General features: G+C 59.6%; 21 protein-coding genes. 5 read left to right on the top strand and 16 right to left on the bottom strand.

What is annotated here, in order from left to right; translation table 11 throughout:
* The first annotated feature begins 101 nt into the window (after nucleotides 1-101).
* From WA845_RS16860 to WA845_RS16870, 3 genes are read left to right on the top strand one after another with little or no spacing between them, the layout of a single operon-like run.
* Entirely contained in the window at nucleotides 102-821 is a 720-nt protein-coding gene (locus WA845_RS16860) for a FadR/GntR family transcriptional regulator (protein ID WP_003521683.1), read from the top strand.
* Nucleotides 822-879: 58 nt separating this feature from the next.
* The gene (locus WA845_RS16865) at nucleotides 880-1,761 is read left to right on the top strand and encodes an SMP-30/gluconolactonase/LRE family protein (protein WP_112552824.1); all 882 of its coding nucleotides are present in this window, start codon (nucleotides 880-882) and stop codon (nucleotides 1,759-1,761) included.
* A gap of 31 nt (nucleotides 1,762-1,792) precedes the next feature.
* Entirely contained in the window at nucleotides 1,793-2,689 is an 897-nt protein-coding gene (locus WA845_RS16870; RefSeq protein ID WP_022563871.1) for a dihydrodipicolinate synthase family protein, read from the top strand.
* Between the two features lie 135 nt (nucleotides 2,690-2,824).
* Here WA845_RS16870 and WA845_RS16875 read toward each other — a convergent pair whose 3' ends face one another.
* The 8 genes from WA845_RS16875 to WA845_RS16910 form a co-directional block, all read right to left on the bottom strand.
* A complete protein-coding gene (locus tag WA845_RS16875; RefSeq protein WP_112552822.1) occupies nucleotides 2,825-4,477 on the bottom strand; it encodes an MFS transporter in 1,653 nt (550 codons plus the stop codon).
* 115 nt (nucleotides 4,478-4,592) lie between these two features.
* Nucleotides 4,593-4,937, bottom strand: a complete 345-nt coding sequence (locus WA845_RS16880; RefSeq protein WP_112552820.1) for a formate dehydrogenase subunit delta — start codon at nucleotides 4,935-4,937, stop codon at nucleotides 4,593-4,595.
* A 63-nt stretch (nucleotides 4,938-5,000) separates the two neighbouring features.
* On the bottom strand, nucleotides 5,001-7,883 hold the full coding sequence (gene fdhF / locus WA845_RS16885) for a formate dehydrogenase subunit alpha (RefSeq protein WP_337322463.1): 2,883 nt from the start codon (nucleotides 7,881-7,883) through the stop codon (nucleotides 5,001-5,003).
* Nucleotides 7,884-7,887: 4 nt separating this feature from the next.
* Nucleotides 7,888-9,444: a formate dehydrogenase beta subunit gene (locus WA845_RS16890; RefSeq protein ID WP_337322464.1), complete on the bottom strand. Its 1,557-nt coding sequence runs from the start codon at nucleotides 9,442-9,444 to the stop codon at nucleotides 7,888-7,890.
* Nucleotides 9,441-9,920, bottom strand: a complete 480-nt coding sequence (locus WA845_RS16895) for a formate dehydrogenase subunit gamma (RefSeq protein ID WP_112552814.1) — start codon at nucleotides 9,918-9,920, stop codon at nucleotides 9,441-9,443. Before WA845_RS16895 ends, WA845_RS16890 begins: the two co-directional genes overlap by 4 nt.
* Nucleotides 9,921-10,033: 113 nt before the next feature.
* Nucleotides 10,034-10,957 (bottom strand): LysR family transcriptional regulator, encoded by a 924-nt coding sequence (locus WA845_RS16900; protein WP_006700319.1) that lies wholly within the window; start codon nucleotides 10,955-10,957, stop codon nucleotides 10,034-10,036.
* Nucleotides 10,958-11,057: 100 nt separating this feature from the next.
* Entirely contained in the window at nucleotides 11,058-11,780 is a 723-nt protein-coding gene (locus tag WA845_RS16905) for an aspartate/glutamate racemase family protein (protein ID WP_112552812.1), read from the bottom strand.
* A gap of 21 nt (nucleotides 11,781-11,801) precedes the next feature.
* A complete protein-coding gene (locus tag WA845_RS16910; protein WP_022563864.1) occupies nucleotides 11,802-12,431 on the bottom strand; it encodes a flavin reductase family protein in 630 nt (209 codons plus the stop codon).
* Between the two features lie 129 nt (nucleotides 12,432-12,560).
* Between WA845_RS16910 and WA845_RS16915 the strand changes: the two genes are divergently transcribed.
* Entirely contained in the window at nucleotides 12,561-13,238 is a 678-nt protein-coding gene (locus WA845_RS16915; RefSeq protein ID WP_006700316.1) for a GntR family transcriptional regulator, read from the top strand.
* Nucleotides 13,239-13,247: 9 nt separating this feature from the next.
* Here WA845_RS16915 and WA845_RS16920 read toward each other — a convergent pair whose 3' ends face one another.
* From WA845_RS16920 to WA845_RS16950, 7 genes are all read right to left on the bottom strand, one after another.
* Entirely contained in the window at nucleotides 13,248-14,270 is a 1,023-nt protein-coding gene (locus WA845_RS16920) for an ABC transporter ATP-binding protein (RefSeq protein WP_080823115.1), read from the bottom strand.
* Nucleotides 14,267-15,250: an ABC transporter ATP-binding protein gene (locus WA845_RS16925; protein WP_112552810.1), complete on the bottom strand. Its 984-nt coding sequence runs from the start codon at nucleotides 15,248-15,250 to the stop codon at nucleotides 14,267-14,269. The genes WA845_RS16920 and WA845_RS16925 overlap by 4 nt, the downstream gene beginning before the upstream one ends.
* Nucleotides 15,243-16,736 (bottom strand): amidohydrolase family protein, encoded by a 1,494-nt coding sequence (locus WA845_RS16930; RefSeq protein ID WP_111813770.1) that lies wholly within the window; start codon nucleotides 16,734-16,736, stop codon nucleotides 15,243-15,245. The genes WA845_RS16925 and WA845_RS16930 overlap by 8 nt, the downstream gene beginning before the upstream one ends.
* Nucleotides 16,736-17,929, bottom strand: coding sequence for an amidohydrolase family protein (locus tag WA845_RS16935; RefSeq protein ID WP_112552808.1), 1,194 nt, complete (start codon nucleotides 17,927-17,929; stop codon nucleotides 16,736-16,738). The genes WA845_RS16930 and WA845_RS16935 overlap by 1 nt, the downstream gene beginning before the upstream one ends.
* Nucleotides 17,930-17,934: 5 nt before the next feature.
* Nucleotides 17,935-18,882 (bottom strand): ABC transporter permease, encoded by a 948-nt coding sequence (locus tag WA845_RS16940; RefSeq protein WP_004444582.1) that lies wholly within the window; start codon nucleotides 18,880-18,882, stop codon nucleotides 17,935-17,937.
* An 18-nt stretch (nucleotides 18,883-18,900) separates the two neighbouring features.
* Entirely contained in the window at nucleotides 18,901-19,869 is a 969-nt protein-coding gene (locus WA845_RS16945) for an ABC transporter permease (protein WP_004444583.1), read from the bottom strand.
* Nucleotides 19,870-20,109: 240 nt separating this feature from the next.
* Nucleotides 20,110-21,675 carry an ABC transporter substrate-binding protein gene (locus tag WA845_RS16950; protein ID WP_111813776.1) on the bottom strand — a complete coding sequence of 522 codons (1,566 nt, stop codon included), beginning with the start codon at nucleotides 21,673-21,675 and terminating at the stop codon, nucleotides 20,110-20,112.
* A gap of 159 nt (nucleotides 21,676-21,834) precedes the next feature.
* Between WA845_RS16950 and WA845_RS16955 the strand changes: the two genes are divergently transcribed.
* Complete coding sequence (locus tag WA845_RS16955; protein WP_112552806.1) at nucleotides 21,835-23,370, top strand: amidohydrolase family protein; 1,536 nt, start codon at nucleotides 21,835-21,837, stop codon at nucleotides 23,368-23,370.
* A 189-nt stretch (nucleotides 23,371-23,559) separates the two neighbouring features.
* Here WA845_RS16955 and WA845_RS16960 read toward each other — a convergent pair whose 3' ends face one another.
* A complete protein-coding gene (locus WA845_RS16960) occupies nucleotides 23,560-24,624 on the bottom strand; it encodes a porin (RefSeq protein WP_044458912.1) in 1,065 nt (354 codons plus the stop codon).
* Between the last annotated feature and the right edge of the window lie 307 nt (nucleotides 24,625-24,931).

Below are 24,931 nucleotides of genomic sequence, written 5' to 3' on the forward strand. Positions count from 1 at the left end.
GGCAGGACAGCCCCCTCGCGCACAAAAACTCCGGTATCTCTGTTGCGATTAAAATGCAGGAAACCCATTAACTTCAGCGATTTGCAACGAAAGGGCTGCTGATGGACAATCACACTGCATCTGCCGCCGCTCGAGGCGAAACTCGGCTGAGCGACATCATCTACGAAAAAATCGTCGGCATGATTTCGGACGGGCGGTTTCCTGTGAACGAGCGGCTGCCATCGGAACAGAATCTGGCGTCGCTGTTCGGTGCATCGCGACCGGTTGTGCGGGAAGCGCTGGAGCGGCTTCGGAACGACGAGCTTATCGTTTCGCAAAAGGGATCCGGCTCCTATGTACGTCAGCAGCCGGATTCTTCCGTGTTGCAACAGGTGCCGGTCGGCTCGCTGGCCGACGTGCAGCGTTTTTTTGAGTTCAGGGCCGGATTGGAGGCTTCCGCGGCTGAGCTTGCGGCGCGCAACTGGCAGGCCGCTGACAGGGTGCGGATCGAGCAGGCGATTGCCGCGCTGGAACAATGTCTCGAGCGCAACGATCTCGGTGCTGAGGAAGATTTCGCCCTGCACGAAGCCATCGCGAAGGCGAGCCACAACCAGTTCCACATCACGGTGCGGATCTGGTTCAAGCCGCATTTCGCAATCGGCCAGTCGGTGACACGCAGCCTCAGCCTCAAGCGGACGCCGCAGCATGTGCGCGAAGTCCAGAACGAGCACACGGCAATCGTGGAAGCGATTTTTGCGCGACGGGAGCAGGCTGCGCATGACGCGATGAAAGACCACATATTGAAGGCGCGCGCCCGCATGTTTCAGGGCGTTGGCAGTTAGGCCGCATCCTGCACTGTCGAAAATAGAATCATAAAGGGCGGATGAGGGAGAGGAACCAGTGAGCCAGCCGCATATCATAGAACCGAAGCTCCGTTCCTTGATCGATACCCCGTTGAAGGTCGGCGAATCGCCTGCCTGGGACGAGCGAACCGGCGATCTGTGGTTCGTCGATATTCTCGCGCCCGCCATTTTCCGCCTGCATCCCGGCGGAAAACTCGACAGATACGAGATGCCCGCCCAGGTCGGCTGTCTCGGCCTTTGCGACAATGGCTTGATAGTGGCGGGCCTCAGGACCGGCGTGCATCTTCTCGATCCCGCGAGCGGCAAGCTCGATCTTCTCTGCGATCCGGACGGCGGGCGGCCCGACAGCCGCCTCAACGACGGAAAAGTCGGCCCGGACGGCCATTTCTGGGTGGGGACCCGCGATGAGGCCGCGATACAGACGGGCAATGCACGCCTCTATCGCGTTGCCCCGGATGGTGGCATCGAACGCATCATCGATGGCGACATGTTCACTTCGAACGGACTTGCCTGGAGCCCGGACGGCAGACGCATGTACCATTCCGACAGCAGCGGCCTCATGCTTCAGGCGTTCGATTTCGACGCTGCGACCGGCAGGATCGGCCCGGCCGAACGTCTGCACGATTTCGCGCCGGATGAAGGCAGGCCGGACGGTGCGGCGACCGATTGCGAAGGCTGTTACTGGAGCGCCGGCGTTCAGGCGGGACGTCTCAACCGCTTTTCACCGGACGGCGAATTGTTCGAGGTCTACAGGCTGCCGTTCAAGGGACCGACCATGCCCTGTTTCGGCGGTCCCGATCTCAAGACGATCTACCTTACAAGTCTCGTCACCGAGACGGACGGAATAATCACAGCAGGTACGGTTGTTGCATTCGATGCCCCGGTAGCCGGCACGCCCGTTCACAAATTCTCCATCTGAAGATGACTTTTGATCTTAAGGAACACAGTTGATGACGACATTCGATTTTCGCCAGGCCCTGAAGGGCATCTCCGGCGTTCCGGTAACGGCTTACGATGCAAGCGGCGAAGTGGAGACCGGTGTTACCGCCGAGATTTACGCACGCGTTGCAAAGGCTGGAATCCATAATATCGTCGCGGCAGGCAATACCGGCGAATTCTACGCCTTGACGCCTGCAGAAATTCTGAAGGTCTATGAGGCCGCGATAGAAGGTGTCGGCGGGAAAGCCCCGGTCACGGCGGCTATTGGACGCTCTCAGCGCGAAGCGCTCTCCTTGGCGCGTCAGGCAAAAGAAATGGGCGCATCCGCCGTCATGTCGCATCAGCCAGTCGATCCTTTCGCGGCCCCGCAATCGCAAATCGACTACTTTACCGGCCTCGCTGAAGGCAGCGAACTGCCGCTGGTCGCTTATGTCCGGGCGGACGGCTTTTCGGTCGATGACATGGTACGGCTTGCGAGCCACCCGAATGTCGCCGGCATCAAGTTCGCGACGACCGACATCATGCTTCTGTCGCGCGCGATTGCCGCTTCCGATCCGGACGGCGCTCTATATGTCTGCGGACTGGCTGAAAGCTGGGCGGCTGCCTTCGCGGCGGTTGGTGCGCGCGGCTTCACCTCCGGCCTCGTTAACGTGGCGCCGCAATTTTCGCTGCAGGTTCATGAGGCACTGACCTCAGGCGATTTTACGGCTGCACGGAAGATTGTTCAAAAGATCGAATTGTTCGAGCGGCTGCGCACACGATATCGCAACGGCGCCAATGTGACCGTTGTGAAGGAAGCCATGGACATACTCGGGTTCAAAGTTGGCCCGGTGCGCGCACCGGGACTGGCGCGTCTGGATAAAGAGGACCGTGCGACCCTTGAGGGACTGCTTGCCAGCTGGTCTTGATGGCGCCGAACCGTCCAGCTGCAAATTACGCAAATGACGGGGCGCGGTTCATCTGACGTGATCCGAACCGCGCCGCCTCGCCTTGATCGATCATGTGCCGGCCAAGAGCCGGCACATGAGTTTTTGGCGGAACGCCTAGCCGAATAGCGCCAGACTGCTTTTTACCGTGACCCACACGCCCCAGAGAAGCGGAATACCAACCGCAGCCCAGGCAAGAGCGGCCTTGGCGTCCAGTCCACCGCGACCGATCCCGAAGGAGCCTGTCGGCCCGGCATTCGCGGCCGCGGTCTTCGCCTGAAGCGCCGCCACCTCCGAATCCGACATGAACCACTTGTCCGAGAGCGGCCGCACGAAGGCGTTGGCCACGAGGCCGATCGCCAGCATGCCTGCCAGAATATACATGGTGCTTGTGTAGAGTGCGGGTCCGGGTGCCACGCCCGCCGCGATCTGCGCCTCGCGGATGTAATTGACGACCACGGGACCGGCGATGCCGGCAGTCGCCCATGCCGTCAGGAGACGGCCGTGGATTGCGCCGACGAACTGCGTGCCGAAGATGTCCGCAAGATAGGCCGGGATGGTGGCGAAACCGCCGCCATACATGGACAGGATGATACCGAAGGCGAGAACGAAAAGCGCCTTGTTGCCCATCGTCGCGAGCGTCGGCGCCAGCGCGTAAAGAATGATGCCGAGAATGAAGAAGCAGAAATAAGTGTTCTTGCGGCCGATCTTGTCTGACATGGAGGCCCAGAAAAAGCGGCCGCCAATGTTAAAGAGCGAAAGAAGGCCGGTGAAGCCGGCAGCAATCGCCGCAATCTGCGCCTTCTGGCCGGCATCGAGATCAGCAAAACCGACACCCGGAAGGCCGATCAGAGAACCCGCAAAAATTTCCTGCAGCATTGGAGAGGCCATGCCGATGACACCGATGCCGGCCGAAACATTCAGGCAGAGCACCGCCCAGATCAGCCAGAACTGTTTCGTCTTATGCGCGTCGCGCAGATGGACGTGTCGCGTGGTGATCATCGCGCTTTTGGCCGCCGGTGCCGTCCATCCTTCCGGGCGCCAGCCCGCAGGCGGAATGCGATAACCGAAGGCGCCCGCCATCATGAAGACGAAGTATATCAACGCCATGACGACGAAGGTCTGCCAGACGCCGACAGACGTCTCGGTCTTGAAGCTGTTCATCAGCAGGTTGGCAAGTGGCGCGCCAATCATGGCACCGCCGCCAAACCCCATGATGGCCATGCCCGTGGCCATGCCGCGACGATCGGGGAACCATTTGATCAGGGTGGACACCGGCGAGATGTAGCCGAGGCCAAGCCCGACGCCACCGATGACGCCGGCACCCAGCCACATCAGCCAGAGTTGATGGGTGACGACGCCGGCGGCTGCCACCAGAATGCCGCCGCACCAGCAGCAGGCGGAAACGAAGCCCGCCTTGCGGGGTCCCACCCGTTCCAGCCAGCCGCCCCAGATAGCCGCCGAGCAGCCGAGAAGCACGAAGAAAAGCGTATAGATCCATCCAAGATCAGCCACACGCCAATTGCATTCGGTGGTAAACAGTGCGCCGACCAGCGTGAGGCTGGAGCAGCTCGGATCCGTCGCTGGCAACGCTTTCGACAGCGGCAGCCAAAATACGCTAAAGCCATAGGCCATGCCTATGCACAAATGAATGGCAAGCGCTGCCGGCGGCACCAGCCAGCGATTGAAACCCGGTCTTGCGATTATTCGTTCGCGGTCCAAAAACCCGGCTTGCGCCGCCTCTCCCGCCGTTGCGCCTGCTACTGCCATTGACACTACCTCCCTCGTGAATGTCTGGACATTTTTCATTCGCCCCGCCAGGCGAATAGCGATGCCGCCGAACGTCCTCCCATGCGGCGGCAAGCTTCATTCATCTCCGCACGCGTCAGACGCGCCTTGTTTCGGGCACGCTCGGCTCCGAAAGGGATTCTCCCGCAATCGGTCCCTTGCCGCCCGGTGCGCCCTTCGCGTCTTCGCCGAGCCCGACGGCATCGGCCGCTGGCGCGTCTGGCCTTCTGATCTCTCTGGATGCGGCAATCACGAGTGGCCGAAAATCACCGAGACCGGCGTCCACCATCTCAAAGAAGCGCCGCCGCATGCGCGGTTCCCAGAACTTGTTGATATGGGTGGCAACACCATCGATACGGATATCTTCCGGCTGTGACAGAAAAAACGTCGCAATCTGGTTCGCCATCCTCACCAGCTTTTCGTCCGTGTGATTGAGTAACATGATCTACTCCCCGCGCCAGTTCACGTCCCATGATAAAAAGGCCGGGACAAGCCCGGCCCCCGATTATTCCGCAGCTTCCAGCTTGCCGGCGATGCGGCGGGACTGACGCGAAAGCGCATCATATTCTTCCTGCCATTCCGTCGGCCCGTTGGAGGGAGAGACCTGAACCGCCGTCACCTTGTATTCCGGGCAGTTGGTCGCCCAGTCGGAAAAGTCTGTCGTGATGACGTTCGCCTGCGTGCCGGGATGGTGGAAGGTCGTATAGACCACGCCCGGCGCCACACGATCCGTAATCAGCGCTCGCAGCGTCGTATCGCCGGAGCGGCTCGCAAGCTTGATCCAGTCGCCATCCTTGACGCCGCGCTGTTCGGCGTCATGCGGATGGATTTCCAGACGATCCTCCTCGTGCCAGACGACGTTTTCGGTGCGCCGTGTCTGCGCCCCGACATTGTATTGCGACAGGATGCGGCCGGTGGTGAGCAGCAGCGGGAAACGCGGACCGGTGCGTTCGTCCGTCGCCACGTATTCGGTGCGGATGAACTTGCCCTTGCCGCGCACGAAGCCGTCCACATGCATGATCGGCGAACCCTCTGGGAATTTTTCGTTGCAGGGCCACTGCACCGAGCCCTTCTCTTCGAGGTAAGCATAGGAAACGCTGGCAAAGCTCGGCGTCGTTGCCGCGATTTCGTCCATGATCTCGGAGGGATGGGTGTAGTTCCACGTAAGGCCCATGGCCTGCGCCAGCTTCTGGGTTACTTCCCAGTCGGCATAACCGTTTTTCGGCGACATAACCTTGCGCACGCGGTTGATGCGGCGCTCGGCATTGGTAAAGGTGCCGTCTTTTTCGAGGAAAGTGGAACCCGGCAGGAACACATGCGCATAATTCGCCGTCTCGTTCAGGAAGAGATCGTGCACCACGACACATTCCATGGCGGCAAGGCCGGCGGAAACGTGCTTGGTATCGGGGTCCGACTGGAGAATGTCCTCGCCCTGAATATAGATGCCCTTGAAACTGCCATCGACAGCGGCATCCAGCATGTTGGGGATACGCAGCCCCGGTTCGTTGTTGAGCTTCACGCCCCAGAGTTTCTCGAACACATCGCGTGTCGCATCATCGGAGATATGGCGATAGCCCGGCAGTTCGTGCGGGAAAGACCCCATATCGCAGGAGCCCTGCACATTGTTCTGACCGCGCAGCGGATTGACGCCCACCCCGGGACGGCCGATGTTGCCGGTCGCCATGGCAAGATTGGCAATCGCCATGACGGTCGTTGAACCCTGGCTGTGTTCTGTGACACCCAGACCATAATAGATCGCGCCATTGCCGCCCTTGGCATAAAGCCGGGCCGCGCCGCGCAGATCTTCAGCCGGTACGCCCGTGAAACGTTCCGTCTCTTCCGGACTATGCTGCGGCTCGGCAACGAAGGCAGCCCAATCCTCGAACTCCGACCAGTCGCAGCGCTCGCGAATGAATGCCTCATTGAACAAACCTTCCGTGACGATCACATGGGCAAGCGCCGTCAGCACCGCAACGTTGGTTCCCGGCAGCAGCGGCAGGTGGAAAGCCGCCTCCACATTTGGCGTGCGGACAAGATCGATACGGCGGGGATCGATGACGATCAGCTTTGCGCCCTGACGTAGCCGTTTCTTCAGCCGTGAACCGAAAACGGGATGGCCGTCGGTCGGATTGGCGCCGATGACAAGCACGACATCGGAATGCTCCACGCTGTCGAAATTCTGCGTGCCGGCAGATGTGCCGAAGGCCTGGCCAAGACCATAACCCGTGGGCGAATGGCAGACGCGGGCGCAGGTATCAACGTTATTGTTGCCGAAACCGGCGCGAATGAGTTTCTGGACGAGGAATGTTTCCTCATTCGTACAGCGGGACGAGGTGATGCCGCCAATGGACTCTTTCCCATAGGTGCCCTGGATGCGCCGGAACTCGGACGCAACGTGGGAGAAGGCTTCCTCCCAGGTGACTTCCCGCCACGGATCGCTGATCTTTTCGCGAATCATCGGGTTGAGGATACGATCTCTGTGGGTCGCATATCCGTAAGCGAAGCGGCCCTTGACGCAGGAATGGCCACGGTTTGCCTGTCCATCCTTCCACGGCACCATGCGCACCAGCTCTTCACCACGCATTTCCGCCTTGAAGGAGCAACCGACGCCGCAATAGGCGCAGGTGGTGACCATCGAATGTTCCGGCTGGCCAATCTCGATCACCGATTTTTCGGTGAGCGTCGCGGTCGGACAGGCCTGCACGCAGGCACCGCAGGACACGCAGTCGGAATCGAGGAATGCCTCGTGCGCGCCGGGCGATACCCTGCTTTCAAAACCGCGGCCTTCGATCGTGAGCGCGAAGGTGCCCTGCACTTCCTCGCAGGCGCGCACGCAACGGGAACAGACGATGCATTTGGAAGGATCATAGGTGAAATAGGGATTGCTTTCGTCCTTCGGCATAAAGCGGGCATTAAGATCGCCCTCCCCGGTGCGGGCCTTGACGTGATTGTCGCCGTCGTAACCATAACGCACATCGCGAAGGCCCACCGCGCCCGCCATATCCTGCAACTCGCAATCGCCATTGGCGGCGCAGGTCAGGCAGTCGAGCGGGTGATCGGAGATGTAAAGCTCCATCACGCCCTTGCGGATCTGCTTCAGCCGCTCCGTCTGCGTATGCACGACGAGACCGGCGGCAACAGGCGTGGTGCAGGAGGCAGGAGTGCCATTGCGGCCCTCCACCTCAATCAGACAGAGCCGACAGGAGCCAAAGGCATCCACCATGTCGGTGGCACAGAGTTTCGGCACATCGATGCCCGCTTCACGCGAGGCGCGCATGATCGAGGTTCCAGCGGGAACAGTCACCTGGCGACCGTCGATTGTGAGCGTTACCATGTCCGTAGCGTTGGACTTGGGGGTGCCGTAGTCGAATTCAGTTACAAGGGCCATGGTCTTACTCCGCCGCTTCAACACATGGGATGGGGGCAAAATCAGCAGGGAAATGCCGGAGCGCGCTCATGACGGGATAGGGCGTGAAACCGCCGAGCGCACAGAGCGAACCGAATTTCATGGTTTCGCAGAGGTCTTCCAGCAACGCCGTGTTTTTCTCCCGCTCGATTCCGAGCGCGATCTTGTCAACCGTCTCGACACCACGCGTGGAGCCGATGCGACAGGGTGTGCACTTGCCGCAACTTTCGACGGCGCAGAACTCCAGCGCAAACCGGGCCTGATGCAGCATGTCTGCCGTATCATCGAACACCACGATGCCCGCATGGCCTATCAGGCCACCAGCCGCCGTAAACGCGTCGTAGTCAAAGACCGTGTCGAACAGCGACACCGGGAAATAAGCGCCGAGCGGACCTCCCACCTGCACCGCCTTGACAGGCCGGCCGCTGATCGTGCCGCCGCCGATATCGTTCACAAGCTGCCCGAGCGTCAGACCGAAGGCGGTTTCGTAAAGCCCACCATGCTTGAGGTTGCCAGCAAGCTGGATCGGGATGGTGCCGTGCGAGCGGCCGACGCCGAAATCGCGATAAAAAGCTGCGCCACGATCCATGATGACCGGAATGGAAGCGAGCGAAATCACGTTGTTCACGACGGTCGGCTTGCCGAACAGGCCCTGCAGGGCTGGTAACGGCGGCTTGGCGCGCACCGTTCCGCGTTTGCCTTCGAGGCTATTGAGAAGCGAGGTCTCCTCGCCACAGACATAGGCGCCGGCGCCCATGCGCACTTCCATGTCGAAAGCGCGGCCTGACCCGAGGACGGAGGACCCAAGAATACCCGCACGCCTTGCGATTTCGATCGCCTTTTCCATGACCCTGATGGCGTAGGGATATTCCGAGCGGGTATAGATGAAGCCCTTGGTCGCGCCGACGGCGAGGCCGGCAATCGCCATGCCTTCGATCAGCACGAAGGGGTCGCCTTCCATGATCATCCGGTCGGCGAAAGTGCCGCTGTCGCCCTCATCCGCATTGCAGACAATGTATTTCTGGTCCGCCACCGCATCGGCAACGGTCTTCCATTTGATGCCGGTGGGGAAACCAGCGCCGCCGCGTCCGCGCAGGCCGCTCTGGGTCACCTCCGCGACGATATCCAACGGGGTCATCGCAACAGCTTTTTCAAGACCCTTCATTCCCTGATAGGTGCGGTAATCCTCTAGCGACAATGGATCGGTGACGCCACATCGGGCAAATGTCAGACGCGTCTGGCTCTTCAGGAACGGAATGTCCTTTGTCAGCCCGAGACAGAGGCGATGGGTCCTACCTTTCAGAAAATCTGCGTCAAAAAGCGAGGCGACGTCGCTTGCCTTAACGGGGCCGTAGGCGATACGGCCATGCTCGGTGCGCACTTCGACCAGCACTTCCAGCCAGAGCATGCCACGCGAGCCGTTGCGGACAATCTCGACCTCAAGGTTACGGCCAGCGGCCTCGCGGGCGATGGCATCGGCAACACGGTTTGCGCCAACGGCAAGAGCGGCGGAATCGGCGGGAACAAAAACGGTGACACTCATCGGCGTGCCTCCGCCAGAATCTCGACAAGACAGTCCTCATCAAGACGGGCATGGACTTCGCCATCCAGCATCAGGGCCGGTGCCTGAGCGCAGAGCCCGAGACAGAAGACCGGCTCAAGCGTGACGGAACCGTCAGGCGCGGTTTCGTGCCAGTCGAGGCCGAGGCGGGACTTGATGGTTTCCGCAAGAGACTCGCCACCCATCGACTGGCAAGCCTCGGCGCGACAGAGCTTTAAGACATGGCGACCATGCGGATGATCACGGAAATCGGGGTAGAAGGTGACGACGCCATGAACCTCGGCGCGCGATATGTTCAGCGCGGATGCGATGATCTGCTTGGCGCTTTCCGGGATATAGCCGAATTCTTCCTGCATTGCGTGCAGGATGGGTAGCAAAGGCCCCTCCAGATGGAGAAATTCATCAATGATGGCGGAAACACGCGCCGCCTCATCTACGGCAACCGCTCGAATATTCATAAGCCAGTCCTCCCAAACCGACAGGGGCAGGGATGACGAGCGGGATATAGTCAATCCTTTCGCAGCCCTGCGGTGCTTGCAAGATGTCGAGATCGGCGGGATCAGGTCAATAATCAGTTTCCGTCATTTGATAGGAAATTCCTATCAAATGCCTTCTCGGCGGCCCTTTGGCGAGCCTCGTGAAGCAGCGCGGAGACAAGCGGAGTGTGTGGTTCCCGGTGCGTGGCAATCAGGCCCACGAGGTGTTCGGGGTCCGGATCAGTAATCGGGATTATCCTGATCTGCTTAGGAAAACCAAACGATTCCGCGAGGTTACGCGGCATTATTGAAGCCCATTGTCCGGTGCGGATATGAGAAAAAAGCACAATCATCGAGTTGGATTCGAGAGTCGGCTTGGCTTCCACGCCAGCCTCGGCCATGTGCCGGTTGATGATGCGCCTGTTCTGCATGTCCGGAGTTAATAGACAAAGCCTAAGACTGGAAACCTGTTGCCAGGTAACGCTTTCCTGATCAGCAAGTGGCGTTCCGGCAGCCGCGATGAGGTGATAACGCTCGGAATAGAGCGGCACGGTGGTCACGCGTCCGAGCGGCTCATTGTCGAGGTAACTGATTCCCGCGTCGATCTCGAGGTTTTCAATCTGGCTCAAAACCTGCAGCGAGGTGCGGGACGTGACGGAAAAAGTCACATCGGGATGGCGCGCCTGGAAGGATTCGGTCAATCGCGGCACCATTGCAAGCGCGGTCGGAATGACGGCCAGACGTATATGTCCGGCCAGGCCCCTACGGGCGGCGCGCATTTCCTCACGCATGGTGCGTGTATCGCCAACGATACGACGCGCCCATTCCAGCACACGCTGGCCTTCCGGCGTCAGCCCCTGATACCGCGCTGAACGCACCACGAGAACGACGCCCAACTGATCCTCCAACTGCCGGATTGCCGCCGACAGGCTGGGCTGGGAGACACCACATTCCTCCGCCGCCCGGCCGAAATGTTCAGCCCGCGCCAATGCAATGAAAAATTCCAGCTTGTCGATCATACGCTCTCCCCCGCGGCGCGCCCGGTTGACCGGTGTGCGCGGGAGAACACTAGAACGTGGCGCGAGCGCCCGCAAATGGCCGCGGGCATTTTCCTGCAAGCTAGGCGCAGGCGACGAGGGCCGGCCCCTTCACCCGCGGATAGTCGTAAGCATTGACCTTCGAGGTATTGTAACCGGCGCCAACAAGAGCTTCGGCAAGCTTGATCGCTGCCGTCACACCATCGATGACCGGAACACCTGTGGCGTCGCGCAGCCGGTCGCAGAGCGAGGACATGCCCGCGCAGCCGAGAATGATCGCTTCTGCCGCATCCTCCCGCTTGGCGACCTCGATTTCGCGCCGAAGCAGCGCTTCCGCAACCTCTGGATCCTCCTCAAGACCAAGAACCGGCAGGTTGATTGCCCGGACCTTCCGGCAATGCCGTTGCGCGCCGTAATCCTCCACCAGATCTTCGATGATCGCGATGGAACGCGGCAGCGTCGTGATGATCGAGAAGCGGCGGCTGATCGTCATCGCCACCTGCACGGCGGCCTGGCAGATGCCGATGACGGGTCCTCGCGCCACTTCGCGTGCGGCGTGAAGGCCCGGATCGTCGAAACAGGCGATCACATAGGCATCCACGCCCTGCGCCTCACCCTTGCGGATTTCCGCGAGCAGCCCGGGAAGGGCCATGGCCTCATCCGCCTGCCCTTCGATGCTGACGGGGGTATCGTCAGGATTTGCCGCGGAGACGTGGGTCTCCTTCTGCTTGACCCTTAGCGCGCTATCGAGAGCCTGCGCGGTCATGGAGGCGGTGGAATTGGGGTTTATCAAACGAATATGCATCGCACGCATCCTGATGAGCTGTCACTTGCCGTCAGGCGCGGTGAAATCGGTGATTGGTGGCGCCTTCAAAACAAACTGGCGGTCCGAGGTAATGTAGTTGTCGGCGTGAAGCCGGGCGATCGGCTGGTAGCGATCGGCATCGACATAACGTCCCTCCTCATCGAGGCATTCGTTATGGACATGCATATGAACCACTTCGCCCAGCACCAGCGTGCGGCGGGGGTAATCGATCAGTCGCTCCACCCGGCACTCGAAGGCGCAGGGCGATTGCGCGGCATAACTCGCATCGATCTTGCTGCAGGGCATGGCCGTAAGCTTGGCCATCGACATCTCGTCAACTTCATTGTCGAAGCCGAGACCGCAGATCAGCATCTGCTCCGAAAGCGACATATCGACCATATTGACGACGAACTCGCCAGTGCGGCGGATATTCACCATCGTATCCTTTTCCTCGCCGCTCACCTTCGGCTGAATGCCGAGGACCACGATGGGCGGATCATGCGAAAAGACGTTGAAGAAGCTCATCGGCGCTGCATTGTTATGGCCCGCTTCCGAGCGGGTCGTCACGAGTGCGATCGGCCGCGGACCGATAAAATTCGTCAGAAGGCGGTAGCGGCTCTGGGGCTCAAGCGCGCTGAAATCGAATTCCATGATCGGCATCCTAATTTAGTCTACAATTATCTCTCATATTGTTGACAATGTTGCAACCAAAATCCCGTTGATACGGTTGACTTTTTCATTCACATCACGCTTCTCTAGGGCGATTGGGGAGTATGTCGAATGAGCGAGCAGGCCGGCCCGTCCACGCAGCAGATTGTCGAGAAAGTATGGCTTTCGATCGCCGAACGCCGGCTGCGTCCGGGTGTGCAGCTGAAAGAAGAGCAACTGGCGACAATCTTTGGCGTCAGCCGTGCCAGAATCCGCCAGGCCTTGTCCGTTCTCGAACGTGACGGACTGGTGACCATCGTTCCCAATCGCGGTGCTTTCGTCTCCAAACCGTCGGTCGAGGAAGCCCGCGACGTCTTCTTCGTGCGCCGTACCGTCGAGCAATGCGTTGTCGAAAGACTTTGCAAATCCGCCACCAAGACCGATCTCAAAAAGCTACGCGACCACGTGGCAAAAGAGCGCGTGGCCAATGCCAAAAACGTCACGACCGACATCATCAAGCTTTCCGGCGGGTTCCACCTTCTGCTTGCGGAAACGCTCGGTTCCGACTTTCTCTTTACCACCATGCGCGACCTCATTTCCCGCTCGTCGCTGATAACAGCCGTTTACCGTAACACGGATCGCTTCAACTGCGGCCCGGACGAACATGCGGAAATCGTCGATGCGATCGCCAACAATGATCCGTCGCGGGCCATCCACCTGATGACCCACCACCTCGAGCATGTGGAAGCGGAGCTCGATCTCAGCGAAATCCGCGACCTTTCCCACGACCTGCGCGCCGCGCTCGGCTGATTTTTCCGCTCAGGCGCGATGTCGCTCGCCCGCCCATTGCCTGTCATCTTCGACCAGATGACAGGCGACCCGCGTGCCGTTGGCAAGGCTCTTCACCTTAGGCACTTCTGCCGAACATTGCGCCGTTGCGAGCGGACAACGCGGGTGAAACGCGCAACCCGAAGGCGGCTTCAGAGGGCTTGGCACTTCACCGGCAACAATCTCCCGGTCCCGCTGCGGCGCCTTGATATTAGGGATCGTCTGGAGAAGCAGCCGGGTATAGGGATGGCGCGGATTGGCGAAAAGCTCTTCCGTATCCCCCTCCTCCACAATCCGCCCGAGATACATCACCGCAATGCGGTCCGACATGTGACGAACAACGCTCATGTCGTGGCTGATGAAGAGATAGGTGAGGCCGAGTTCATCCTGCAGGCGGCGCATGAGGTTCAGCACCTGCGCCTGCACCGAAACGTCGAGCGCCGATGTCGGCTCATCGCAGACGAGGAATTCCGGTTCGCTTGCCAATGCACGGGCAATGGAGATGCGCTGGCGTTGGCCGCCGGAAAATTCATGCGGAAACTTTTCGCCGTCAGAGGCTGAAAGGCCCACGGTTTTGAGAAGCTCCTCCACCCTATCCATCGTCTCAGCCTTGGTCGCGCGCAGCTTCAATTCGCGGATCGGTTCGGCGATGATGTTCTTCACCCGCCAGCGCGGATTGAGCGAGGCATAGGGATCCTGAAAGATCATCTGTGCCGACAGCGGTTTACCCTTGCCGCCTGCCGCGAAACGAAACTCGCCGGCACTTGGCCGAAAAAGTCCCGTTACCAGGCGGGCGACAGTCGATTTGCCACAACCGCTTTCACCGACGATACTGAGACAGCCGCCGGCCGGAACGGAAAAATCGATATCGTTGACGGCCTGCACGAACTGCCGTGGTTTGCGCTCGATGATGCGATTGAGCAGCGGGGCCGAAACGTCGAAGGTTTTCGTCAGGCCCTTCACCGTCAAGGCCGGCTTGCTCAATGCTGCCTTTTGAGATGCGGATTGTGTCATGCTGTGCCTCCTGCATTCAGCCAGCACGCACTGGCGCCGTTGCCGACGGTTTCGAGTTCAGGCCTTTCCCGCCGACAGCGTGGCCCGGCGAGTCCACAGCGTGGATTAAACGCGCATCCGGGCGGGATCGCGTCGAGACGCGGCATTGCGCCGTCGATCTGGTTCAGCCGCTCCACCCGTGCGCCAAGTGACGGGATGGAGGCCATCAAGCCCTGCGTATAGGGGTGGCGCGGTTCGTGCAGCACCTGCTCGACCGGGCCCACCTCGATCAGCCGGCCGGCATAAAGCACCGCCACACGGTCGGCAGCCTCGGCAATGACGCCCATGTCGTGGGTGACGAGCATGACCGCCGTCTGCTTTTCCTTGCACAGCCGCCGCAGCAGGGAAATGATCTGCGCCTGGATCGAGACATCGAGCGCCGTCGTCGGCTCATCGGCAATGATGAGTTTCGGAGAGGCGGCGAGCGCCAGCGCAATGACGACACGCTGGCGCATGCCGCCAGAAAACTGGTGCGGATAATGATCGACACGATCCGCAGGTGATGGAATGCCGACATCCTTCAACAGTTGAACGGCCCGTGCGCGTGCATCCGCTTTCGACAGCGGCAGGTGCTGGCGGATCGTCTCGACAAGCTGCGCACCGACCGTAAAGAGTGGATTGAGCGAGGTGAGCGGGTCCTGAAAGATCGCACCGATCTCACGACCGCGAATGCTTTCCATCGCCCGGTCATCCAGTTGATCGATACGGCGCGACCCGAGCCATATTTCGCCATCGGCAATGTGGCCGGGCTTCTCGAGCAGGCCCTGTATGGCAAGGCCCGTCATGGATTTTCCAGCACCGGATTCACCGACAACACCCAGAATTTCACCGGGCCGGATCGAAAGGCTGATATCGGAAAGCGCAGTAACGGTGCCTCGACGGCCGGGAAACTCGACCTTGAGATTGCGGACATCGATAACCGATTGGTTCATGTCAACCATGCTGGGCGACCTCCACCGGATAGCTCGGAGGGAAGATTTCGGAGACGGGCGGATTTGCCCAGCTCCGTTCGGGATATTTTGCAATCAGGCGATCGAACTGCGCCTGCGCCTGTTCACGGGCACGCCGCATGTCGATACGGGCGACCTGCCTTTCACGCATGGAAAGACGGCCGTCGACAAAAACGGCCCGCGTGACCTTGCCCGAACCACCGGTCACCAGCGTGGTGATCGGATCGATGCTCGGCGCCATGACGGTATCGTCGAGGTCAAAGACAGCAATGTCTGCCCTTGCGCCCGGGGAAAGATGGCCAAGGTCAGACCGGCCAAGCGCGCGCGCGCCGCCAAGTGTGGCCGCATCGAAGAGATCGGCACAGCGGATCTGGTCCGGAGCACCGTCATTGATGCGGCAGGTGATCAGCCCTACGAGCAAATTCATCAGCATGTCCGCCGGGGCCGTATCCGTTCCCATCGCGATATTGATGCCGCGTTTGCGGCAGGAGGAGAAGGATGAGAGCGTGCTGCCACCACGGCTCGAAACCAGCGGACAGTGGACGATGGAGACGCCGTTTTCCGCATAGAGCGCCAGATCTTCTTCCGTCGCATTGGTGGCGTGCGGCGCAATTAGCCTTTCGCTGAGCAGCCCGGCCTTGGCGAGCCAGACTGGCGCGGTCGAACCGTGGAGCTTGCGAACCGTATCGACCTCCATGACGCCCTGCGCCATATGGAGACGGAACTTGCAGCCGAGCTCGCGGGCCGCTGCGTCGGTGCGCTCTATGAGCGCCAGGGTGGAGGTTTCCACGCGGTCCGGCGCGAGCATGCCGCGCACCAGATCGCCGTGCCTTCCACTCTGCTTTTCGATGAAGGCGATTGCGTCGGCGAGGCCCTGAAAACCGCGCTCCTCATCAAAAACAGGCACCATGCGGCCCGGTTCTTCCAGCACCATGCCGCCTGAACGGAAGGCGGGGCTGAGATAAACGCGCAAACCAAGTTCCCCGGCGGCATCGGCGGCCGCCTCGAATTCCGCCACGGTCTCCCCCCATTCGCGATAAAACAGCGATGCGATGGGGGCTGCCGTGGTGATGCCATTGAGGAGCAACTGCCCGAAGGCGAAACGCTTCTGGAAGGCAAGCTCTTCCGGGGAATACATTTCGTAGGGACCAGCCTCGACATAGGAGCGCGGCCAGACACGACCCTTCGCCCAGCCCGGATGATGATCAATGCCGAGGATCGTCGTATCGAGATCGGAAAGCGCATCGAGATCGATCAGGCCGGGGCTGACGAGCGCATTGCCAAAATCGATACGCCGGGCGATCTCGCCGGGAAATTCATGCCCGACAAAGATGATTTCGCCGTTTTCAAAGACAACGTCACCGTTTTTGAGGAGCCGGTGCGATCCGTCTCTGTGCCCGACAACCCAGCTGGCTGTGAGCAACGTCCGCCCTTGCGGCCTTTCGCCAAGTTGCAACGTATTGAGAACGTCGCTCATCACGGCGCCTCCACGATGGCTTTGCCATCTCTCGCGGTAACCCGGCCGCCTTTGACGACTAGCGGCCGCGGCGCGATATCGACAACAGCATGCGCCAGCGTTTCACCGGTCAGCAGCGTGAAGTCGGCAGCACAGCCGATCTCCACGCCGTAATCCTCAAGACCCATGACATCGGCGCCACCCTTGGAAACGACATGCAGCACATGCGCAAGTTCGATATCCGAACGCAGACCGTTTTTCATGCCGATGATCTTGGCGCGATCCAGCATGTCCGGCTGTCCCCACGGACCCCATGTGTCGCGGATGCCATCACAGCCGCCGCCAACGCGCACACCCGCCTCCTTGAGGCGCATGATCGACGGCACGCTTGCCGATGGCGCACCCGTGGTCAAGATGGCGACATCAAGCCGCGCAATCTCGTCGATCAGCCTACCGACACGCAGATAGTCGTTCATGCCAAGGGCAAAGGCGTGGCTGATGGCAACGTTGCCCTGCATGCCGTTCGCCCGGATGCGCTCGAAGATGAGCTCCATCGTGAAGGCGCCGAGGTCGGCGGCTTCGTGCAGATGGATATCGATCGGCACGCCGTGTTTCGTCGCCAGTTGAAAAAGAATGTCCAGCTGGCCCTTTGGATCGCGGTCAATTCCGCATGGATCGATGCCGCCAAGCACCTCGCAGCCTTGCTTCAACGCCTCATCGAGAAGCTCCACCGTGCCGGGCATGACCATGACGCCGGATTGCGGGAAGGCGACGACCTCGATGTCGATGATGCCAGCAAGCTTTTCCCGTGTTTCCCAGATGCCCTCGACCAGCGTCAGCCCGTGGGTCGGGTCGATATCGACATGGCTGCGAATATGGGTGCCGCCATTGGCCACAAGCCCGATGGCATGGCGCATGGACTGGCGATGCGGATCGATGCCGATCTGAACGCGGTTTTCCCGCTCGAAATCGATCCGTTCGCGCAGGATGGCAGCACGATTGTTGACATGCCAGGGCATGCCCCACGTCGTCTTGTCCAGATGCGTATGGGCATCGATAAGACCGGGAACGGCAATTGCTCCCTTGCCATCCTCAACCGGCATGCCGGGTTCGACGTCAAATGTTCCGAAACCTGAAATCTTGCCGTTCCTGATCAAAATATCGCAGGCCTCGCCCGCCATGGGCCGTACGTTGCGCAGAAGAAGATCGTGCATGGAGTTCACCTCAGTTTCGGGTTGAGCGCATCGCGCAGCCAGTCACCCAGAAGGTTGACGGTGACGACGAGCAGGCAGAGTTGGAAGACAGGGAACAGCACGATCCACCAGGAGCCGGAAAACAAGAACTGGTTGCCGATACGGATCAGCGTGCCGAGCGACGGCTGGCTAGGCGGCATGCCAATGCCAAGGAAGGACAGCGTCGCTTCCGTCAGGATCGCCATGCCGAAATTCAGCGTCGCGGCAACCATGATCGGCGTTAACGTATTGGGCAGGATATGCGCCGCCATGATGCGGCGGGCGGGCACGCCGATCAGCTTTGCGGCCTGAACATAGTCCTTGCCGGTTTCAACGATGGCCTGGGCGCGCACCGTGCGGGCATATTGCACCCAGGCGGAAAGGGCGATGGCGAGAATAAGCACGGCGGAAGCACCGACCTCACGCAGATTGTCAGGTAGCATCTGGCGGACGACCGTCGATACGAGGATGGCAACCAGAATGGTCGGGATCGAGAGCGTGATGTCACCGATGCGCATCAGGAGGCCATCGGCAAAACCGCCGAAGTACCCCGCCACCAGACCTGCCGTCATACCGATGACGAGCGAAAGCAGCACGGAGGCAACACCGATGACGATGGAGATGCGTGTGCCGTAGAGAATGGCCGAGAGCATGTCGCGTCCCTGCGTATCTGTTCCAAGCAGAAACGGCCATTCGCCGCCCTCCTGCCAGATCGGCGGAAGCTCGGCCTTCCACATGTCCAGCGATGCACCGTCATAGGGATTCTGGGGCGCAATCCACGGCGCGAAGACAGCTGCGAGGATCAGGATTGCGAGAATGAGCGCGCTGATCTTGGCCGATTTACTGCGGCTGAACGACCAGTAGAGGTCGCTATCGCGCATGCGGCTGAAAAGTGACCGACGGGCGGTTTTTTCCGTTTGCGAAAGGTCTGTCATGAAACTGGCTCCCTTCGGTCAGCGCGCGGTGCGCAGACGCGGATCGATGACGGCATAGGCGATATCGACGAACGTGTTGAGGACAACGAAGATGAAGGAGATGATGCAGAGATAGGCCGCCATGACGGGGATATCGAGGAAGGTAACCGCCTGAATGAACAGCATGCCCATGCCCGGCCACTGAAACACCGTTTCCGTGATGAGCGCGAAGGCGATGAGCGAACCCACATTCATCGTCGTCAGTGTCACCACCGGCATCAGACAGTTGCGCAGCGCATGACGGAAGTAGATCCGCCAGCGCGGAATGCCGCGGGCCCGTGCGAACTTCACGAAATCGGACCGCAGAACTTCAAGCATTTCAGCCCGCACCAGACGCATGACGAGGGTGATCTGATAAAGCGAAAGCGCGATAGCCGGGAGAATGAGCGCAGCACGCCCGGACGAGGTCAAAAGCCCGGTTGACCACCAGCCGAGCTGAACGACATCGCCACGGCCAAATGCCGGTGCCCAGCCGAGGGAAACGGAAAAGACAAGAATGAGAAGAATGCCGACAACGAAGCTTGGCAGGGACACCCCGACGATCGACAGGAACTGCAGACCTTCCGTGTACCACTTCCCGCGCCGGATCGCCGTCAGAACACCCAGAGGCAGGCCGACGACCAGAGAGATCACGGTGGCAACCAGCACCAGCTCAAGGGTCGCGGGGAACCTTTCCGCGATCAGCGGCAGCACCTGCTGGCCGTTGCGGTAGGAAACGCCGAAATTGCCCTCCGCCGCGTCTTTGACGAACCGCAGATATTGGGTCGGCAGGCTGTCATTGAGGCCGAGCCTCTCACGCAGGGCTGCACGATCCTCCTGCGAGGTCTGTTCGCCGACCATCAGCTCGACGGGATCACCCGCCAGCCGAAAGATGAGAAAGGCGATAAGCGCAACGGAAAGCATGACCAGCACGGCATTTCCCAAACGCTTGATGATGAATACCAGCATTGTTACCTCTCGGACGCGAGCCTGAGCCGCGCAGGCTTTCAGGTTCGATCATTCTCTTCCAGAGATGGGCAAAGGTTACGCGGCGTGTAGGAACCACGAACACAGTGCAACTTTGTCGACAATTTTTGACACGGTTTCGTCGGCTTCACATCCAGTCAAATGAACTGGTGCGTGCTCGAATGTCCGCTGAAACAGGTGAGGCGCTCGGTCCAGTGACCGGCGCCTCGCTTGCTGTCCGTCTTATTTGTCGAGCTGGGTCAGCCAATGGCGTGGCTTGTTGTCGGCGCGGAAGTCGACGCTTTTGACCTTGGCCAGCATAGCCCACGCAATCGGCTGCTGATGCAGCGGAACGAGCATGGTCTCGTCCTTGGCGATTTTCAGCGCAGCTTCTTCGAGCGCCAGGCGTTTCGTATTGTCCTGCTCCTGCGCCGCCTGCGCAACAAGCTTGTCGATCTCGGGATTGGACCAGCCGCCATAGTTGGAGACGCCCATCGCGCCCTTGCGGGTCGAGAGGATCTGCGACAGCATCGAGAAGGCGTCAAGAGTCGGCTCGTTTGCCCAGCTGAGGTTGAAGACGTCAGCCTTGCCGCCATTGCGCTTAGGTGACTGCACGGAACGTGGCGCAATATCGATGGTCGGCTGGAAACCGCCACGCTTCAACATGTTGGCAACGCCCGAGCAGATATCCTCTTCGTTGACGCTCTCGTCATTCATGCAGGTATAGGTGAAGGCAAGGTTCTTCATGCCCGCATCGGCAAGCAGCTTCTGCGCCTTGGCCGGATCGGCCGGCTCGAACGTGTCCAGCGATTTGGCATAACCAGCGATCTCAGGTGCGATCAGCGAGCCGGATGGTCTTGCAAGACCACGCATGACTTTTTTGTTGATCAGGTCACGATCGATGGAGGCTTCGAAGGCCTGACGAACGCGCAGATCATTAAAGGGGTTCGGCTGACCGTTTTCCAGTTTTTCGCGGCGGTTGAAGCCAATGAAAAGCGTGCGGAGCTCGGTGCGCTTCTTGACCGTGATATTGGGCGAGGATTCCAGACGCGGCAAATCCTGGATCGGGGCGGAGTCGATCAGGTCGATTTCACCTGACAGCAGTGCCGCGACGCGTGTTGCCGCAGATGCGATCGGCACGAATTCGATGCGGTCGAGATTGTGCTTCTTCTGGTCCCACCAGCCTTCATTGGCAACGAGAACAGTCTTGCTGTCGGGAACGCGGCTTTCGAGCTTGAACGGGCCTGTGCCATTGGTGTGCATGGTGGTGTAGCCATCGACCTTCGAGGCGAAGTCGGTAGGCTTCTCGCTATTGTTATCTTTCAACCACTTGGCGTTGAAAATGAAGATATTGGTTATGTCGTTCAGAAAGAGAGAAGTCGGTGCGTTGACATCGAGGTCCACCGTGTAGGCGTCAACTTTTTTGACGCCAGCGTAAATCGGGATATTGCCCCGCAGCGGCGACGTCGCGTCCGAAGCGCGCGTGAAGGATGCGACGACATCATCGGCGGTGAAGTCTGCACCATCATGAAATTTCACGCCCTTGCGAAGGGTAAAGCGCCAGGTCTTTCCATCAATCAGCTTCCACTCGGTGGCGAGTGCCGGCTCGATCTGGAAGTCCGGTCCGTAGCGGACGAGACCTTCGTAGATATGATTGAGAAAAGCGAGGTTGGATGTGGACGGGACCGAATAGGGATCGAGCGAATAGAGATCGGCGCGACCGCCCCAGCGAAGGGTCTCCGCGCTGGCGGGAACGGCAATGGCGGCAGCAGCCATGGCCGCCAGGACAAAACTTCTGATACGGGACATTTGATCCCCCCTTTTTATTGATCGTTGGAAACCGGCACGGGTCCGGTCAGGCAGAAGGAGTATTGTTTCGCTGAGGCTTATTGTCAATAATATTGTTGACAATTATCGTACTCAAAATCGCAAGTTTTTGAATACGAGTTTAAGCGAGGAGGAGAGAATATGACAGGCTTTCTGCTGCGGCACGGAACGATCGTTACGGTCGACAAGGAGCGGCGCATTATTGAGAGCGGGGCACTGGCGATAGAAGGCGACAGAATTGTCGACATCGGCACTGTGGATGAACTTGACCCCCGCCACAGTGATAAGGCGGTTATCGACTGCAGGGGAAAGCTTCTCATTCCTGGCCTGATCGATGCCCATGGCCACGCGGGCCACGCCCTTCTTCGCAGCATCGCAGCGGACACCAATGCGATGTGGATGAAAATCATCACCCCGACCTATTACCACTACGTCACCCGCGACTACTGGTATGCCGACGGGCTGATTTCCGGCATTGAACGGCTGCGCGCCGGGGTGACGACCGGGGCCAGCATCATCACTTCGATGCCACGCGCGGATGACCCCGTCTTCGCCATCAACCACGCCCGCGCCTATAGCGAACTCGGCCTTCGCGAAATCATCTGCGTCGGGCCGTCAGGCCTCCCATGGCCTCATCCGGTCACACGGTGGGAGAGCGGTCTACCGGAACGTCGCGACGTTAGCTTCGACGAGATGATGGATGGCAGCGAAGCGGTGATCGAAGCATTGCACGGCAGCGCCGATGGCCGCATCAGCGTTTTCCTGACGCCTTTCACCATCGCACCGTCGGTCGAACCCTCCAATGCATCTACGCCGGACCAGGCGGTGAAACTGACAGAGGGTGACAGAATGCAGGCCCGCCGGATACGCGAGATGGCGCGCAAGACCGGTGTCAGGCTTCATTCCGACGCTTTTGCCGGGCAAATCCGCATGGCGTTTCAGGACAAGGAAAATGCCCTGCTTGGCCCTGACATTCACCTTCAGCATTGCTGGGGTATCTCCCACGACGAAATAGACATACTGGCCGAGACAGGCACACGCGTGACCCATGCGCCGCCGGGCCGCGCAACTCCCATCATGGAAATGATGTCAAAAGGGATTCGTGTCGCCATCACCACCGATGGCGCAGCTCCAAGCCGCCATTTCGACATGTTGCAGACGGCTCGCCTCGCGCAATTTACGCAACATCTCCTGCACAATCACGACCGCTACCTGCTTCCGCCGGGCAAGATCTTAGAGATGATCACGATCGATGCCGCCCACGCTATCGGCATGGAGGACGAGATCGGTTCGCTCGAGATCCGCAAGAAGGCTGACGTCGTCATCATCGACATGCGGAAGCCGCATCTCATGCCCATGTGGATGCCGGTCCACCGTCTGGTACATCAGGTTCTTGGCAGCGATGTAGATACCGTCTTCGTGGACGGTAGATTGCTGATGGAAAATGGCCGGGTACTGACATCAGATGTAGACGCCGCCATTTCCTTCGGTCAACAGGAAGCCATGGCACTGGCAGAACGGGCGGGTCTGAAAGCACACATGCACGATCCGGGCTGGGGCTGCCTGCTGCGCACGTTCGACGAACCCGTGCTCCCTCCCCGTCCGCCGGCGGATGCGAGATTCCGCGCCGCTGACCAAGGGCCTGTTCAGGATCACAAATCGACGCGGGATCACTAATCGACTGGGGTCGGCAAGGTCCCCTGGCACTTCTTGCCAAGATCACGACAAAGACTCCCCGGCCAGGAGAGGACCGGGGAGCAAACCTGACATCATGTCAGGAACTTTGACTGGAGCTAGCACTCACCCGTTCAAGAAACGGGGTGGATCTGAGTTGTCTAACCCGGTTATGCTTTTTGTCAGGCTCTGTTAGAACGAACGCTCAAGACGAACGAAACCGGTCCAGCTGTCGCCACCACCGTTTACGCCCTTCTTGCCATCGACGTCCTGATAGGTAACCGCAACCTTGGTGGAGAGACCAGAGGTGATCTTGTAACCAGCAGCGACGCCAGCGCGCCATGCATCGCGGCTGCCAACGAAGTCGTTGTTAGCGCCGATGTCGATCGTGCCGAAATACTGGAAGCCGGGGGTGATGGTCAGCTTGTCAGTTGCCTTGATGGCGTATTCAGCAGCAACAGTCCACTCGGACTCTTCGTAGTAGTAGTTGGCGCCGGAAGCCCAAGCACCGGAGATGCCGAGCGTGCCGGGACCGATGTCAGCAGTGATGATTGCACGGATTGCACCGTTTTCCTGGTTCGTGTCGTAACCGCCAAGCAGGTTGGCCTTAACGCCGCCGATCTTTGCGCCGATGATGGCGCTGATGCCAACATCGTTCGTGTTGGTCTGGAACTTGCCGCCCTTCGTAACGCCGAGTTCGGAAGTGCCCTTACGCGAACCTTCGAGCTCTTCAACAGCGGCACCGACGTAGAATGAGCCGGCGTCGTAGGTGTAACGGATAGCGTTCAGACGGGTGCGGTTGGAGCTGAGCTGGTCATACTCACCGGAGAGACCGTCGTCCCACCAGTTGTAGTAGAAACCGACTTTCAGGCCGCTGAGTTCGATGAAAGCCTGATCAAGAACGAAGTTGCGGTCAGTATCGTTGTCGGCCTGACCGCGCAGACCGATGTAGCCACGCAGGGCGCCGAGTTCTGTGTCGGTGCGGGTGTCAATGTTGAACTGGGCGCGGGTGAAAGAGTCCCAGTCAGATGTACCGGACTGGTTGCGACCGAAGTCGGTCTGGAAACGAACGTAACCGTCGAACTTCAGGCAGGTTTCGGTGCCGGGGATGTAAAAGAAGCCGGTGCCGAAAGCATCGCAGACGCGAACATATTCCATGGGCTCGGGCTCAGCGGCGACGATGGCGTCAGCGGCCTGTGCGCCGGATACTGCTGCGAGAGCCGCAGCGGAGCCGATCAAAAGGCTCTTGATGTTCATTTGTAATCTCCAGTCAAAAATTTTTCAACGAATGCGCAAATTTGTGGGCTGGTCTTTTCCCTGCCGCCCGCTTCCCTGCGCTGATCAGCAAATGACAGAAATCGCAGGGGAGTCGCAATTCAAATCTCCGGATTTAAAATACAACACGATGACGCAATCACATTACGTAGTAAAATTACAACAAATATAAAGTTTAAAATATAAAAATACACTTATATACACTGGGAAAGTAAGCTTTATTGGATATTTAATTTACGATAATATTCTAATATGGCGAAATTATCAACAATATTGCTGCAACAGGAGC

It is taken from the genome of Agrobacterium sp. CMT1 (assembly GCF_037203725.1).
Lineage (GTDB): Bacteria > Pseudomonadota > Alphaproteobacteria > Rhizobiales > Rhizobiaceae > Agrobacterium > Agrobacterium pusense.

Bases quoted from the DNA above. Each gene is read 5' to 3' on its own strand.
- WA845_RS16875 (WP_112552822.1), bottom strand. From the start codon at position 4,477: ATGGCAGTAGCAGGCGCAACGGCGGGAGAGGCGGCGCAAGCCGGGTTT.
- WA845_RS16915 (WP_006700316.1), top strand. From the start codon at position 12,561: ATGAGCGAGCAGGCCGGCCCGTCCACGCAGCAGATTGTCGAGAAAGTA.
- WA845_RS16955 (WP_112552806.1), top strand. From the start codon at position 21,835: ATGACAGGCTTTCTGCTGCGGCACGGAACGATCGTTACGGTCGACAAG.
- WA845_RS16910 (WP_022563864.1), bottom strand. From the start codon at position 12,431: ATGGAATTCGATTTCAGCGCGCTTGAGCCCCAGAGCCGCTACCGCCTT.
- WA845_RS16930 (WP_111813770.1), bottom strand. From the start codon at position 16,736: ATGAGCGACGTTCTCAATACGTTGCAACTTGGCGAAAGGCCGCAAGGG.
- WA845_RS16895 (WP_112552814.1), bottom strand. From the start codon at position 9,920: ATGAATATTCGAGCGGTTGCCGTAGATGAGGCGGCGCGTGTTTCCGCC.
- WA845_RS16880 (WP_112552820.1), bottom strand. From the start codon at position 4,937: ATGTTACTCAATCACACGGACGAAAAGCTGGTGAGGATGGCGAACCAG.
- WA845_RS16890 (WP_337322464.1), bottom strand. From the start codon at position 9,444: ATGAGTGTCACCGTTTTTGTTCCCGCCGATTCCGCCGCTCTTGCCGTT.
- WA845_RS16905 (WP_112552812.1), bottom strand. From the start codon at position 11,780: ATGCATATTCGTTTGATAAACCCCAATTCCACCGCCTCCATGACCGCG.
- WA845_RS16860 (WP_003521683.1), top strand. From the start codon at position 102: ATGGACAATCACACTGCATCTGCCGCCGCTCGAGGCGAAACTCGGCTG.
- WA845_RS16945 (WP_004444583.1), bottom strand. From the start codon at position 19,869: ATGCTGGTATTCATCATCAAGCGTTTGGGAAATGCCGTGCTGGTCATG.
- WA845_RS16960 (WP_044458912.1), bottom strand. From the start codon at position 24,624: ATGAACATCAAGAGCCTTTTGATCGGCTCCGCTGCGGCTCTCGCAGCA.
- WA845_RS16900 (WP_006700319.1), bottom strand. From the start codon at position 10,957: ATGATCGACAAGCTGGAATTTTTCATTGCATTGGCGCGGGCTGAACAT.
- fdhF (WP_337322463.1), bottom strand. From the start codon at position 7,883: ATGGCCCTTGTAACTGAATTCGACTACGGCACCCCCAAGTCCAACGCT.
- WA845_RS16950 (WP_111813776.1), bottom strand. From the start codon at position 21,675: ATGTCCCGTATCAGAAGTTTTGTCCTGGCGGCCATGGCTGCTGCCGCC.
- WA845_RS16870 (WP_022563871.1), top strand. From the start codon at position 1,793: ATGACGACATTCGATTTTCGCCAGGCCCTGAAGGGCATCTCCGGCGTT.
- WA845_RS16925 (WP_112552810.1), bottom strand. From the start codon at position 15,250: ATGGTTGACATGAACCAATCGGTTATCGATGTCCGCAATCTCAAGGTC.
- WA845_RS16935 (WP_112552808.1), bottom strand. From the start codon at position 17,929: ATGCACGATCTTCTTCTGCGCAACGTACGGCCCATGGCGGGCGAGGCC.
- WA845_RS16940 (WP_004444582.1), bottom strand. From the start codon at position 18,882: ATGACAGACCTTTCGCAAACGGAAAAAACCGCCCGTCGGTCACTTTTC.
- WA845_RS16920 (WP_080823115.1), bottom strand. From the start codon at position 14,270: ATGACACAATCCGCATCTCAAAAGGCAGCATTGAGCAAGCCGGCCTTG.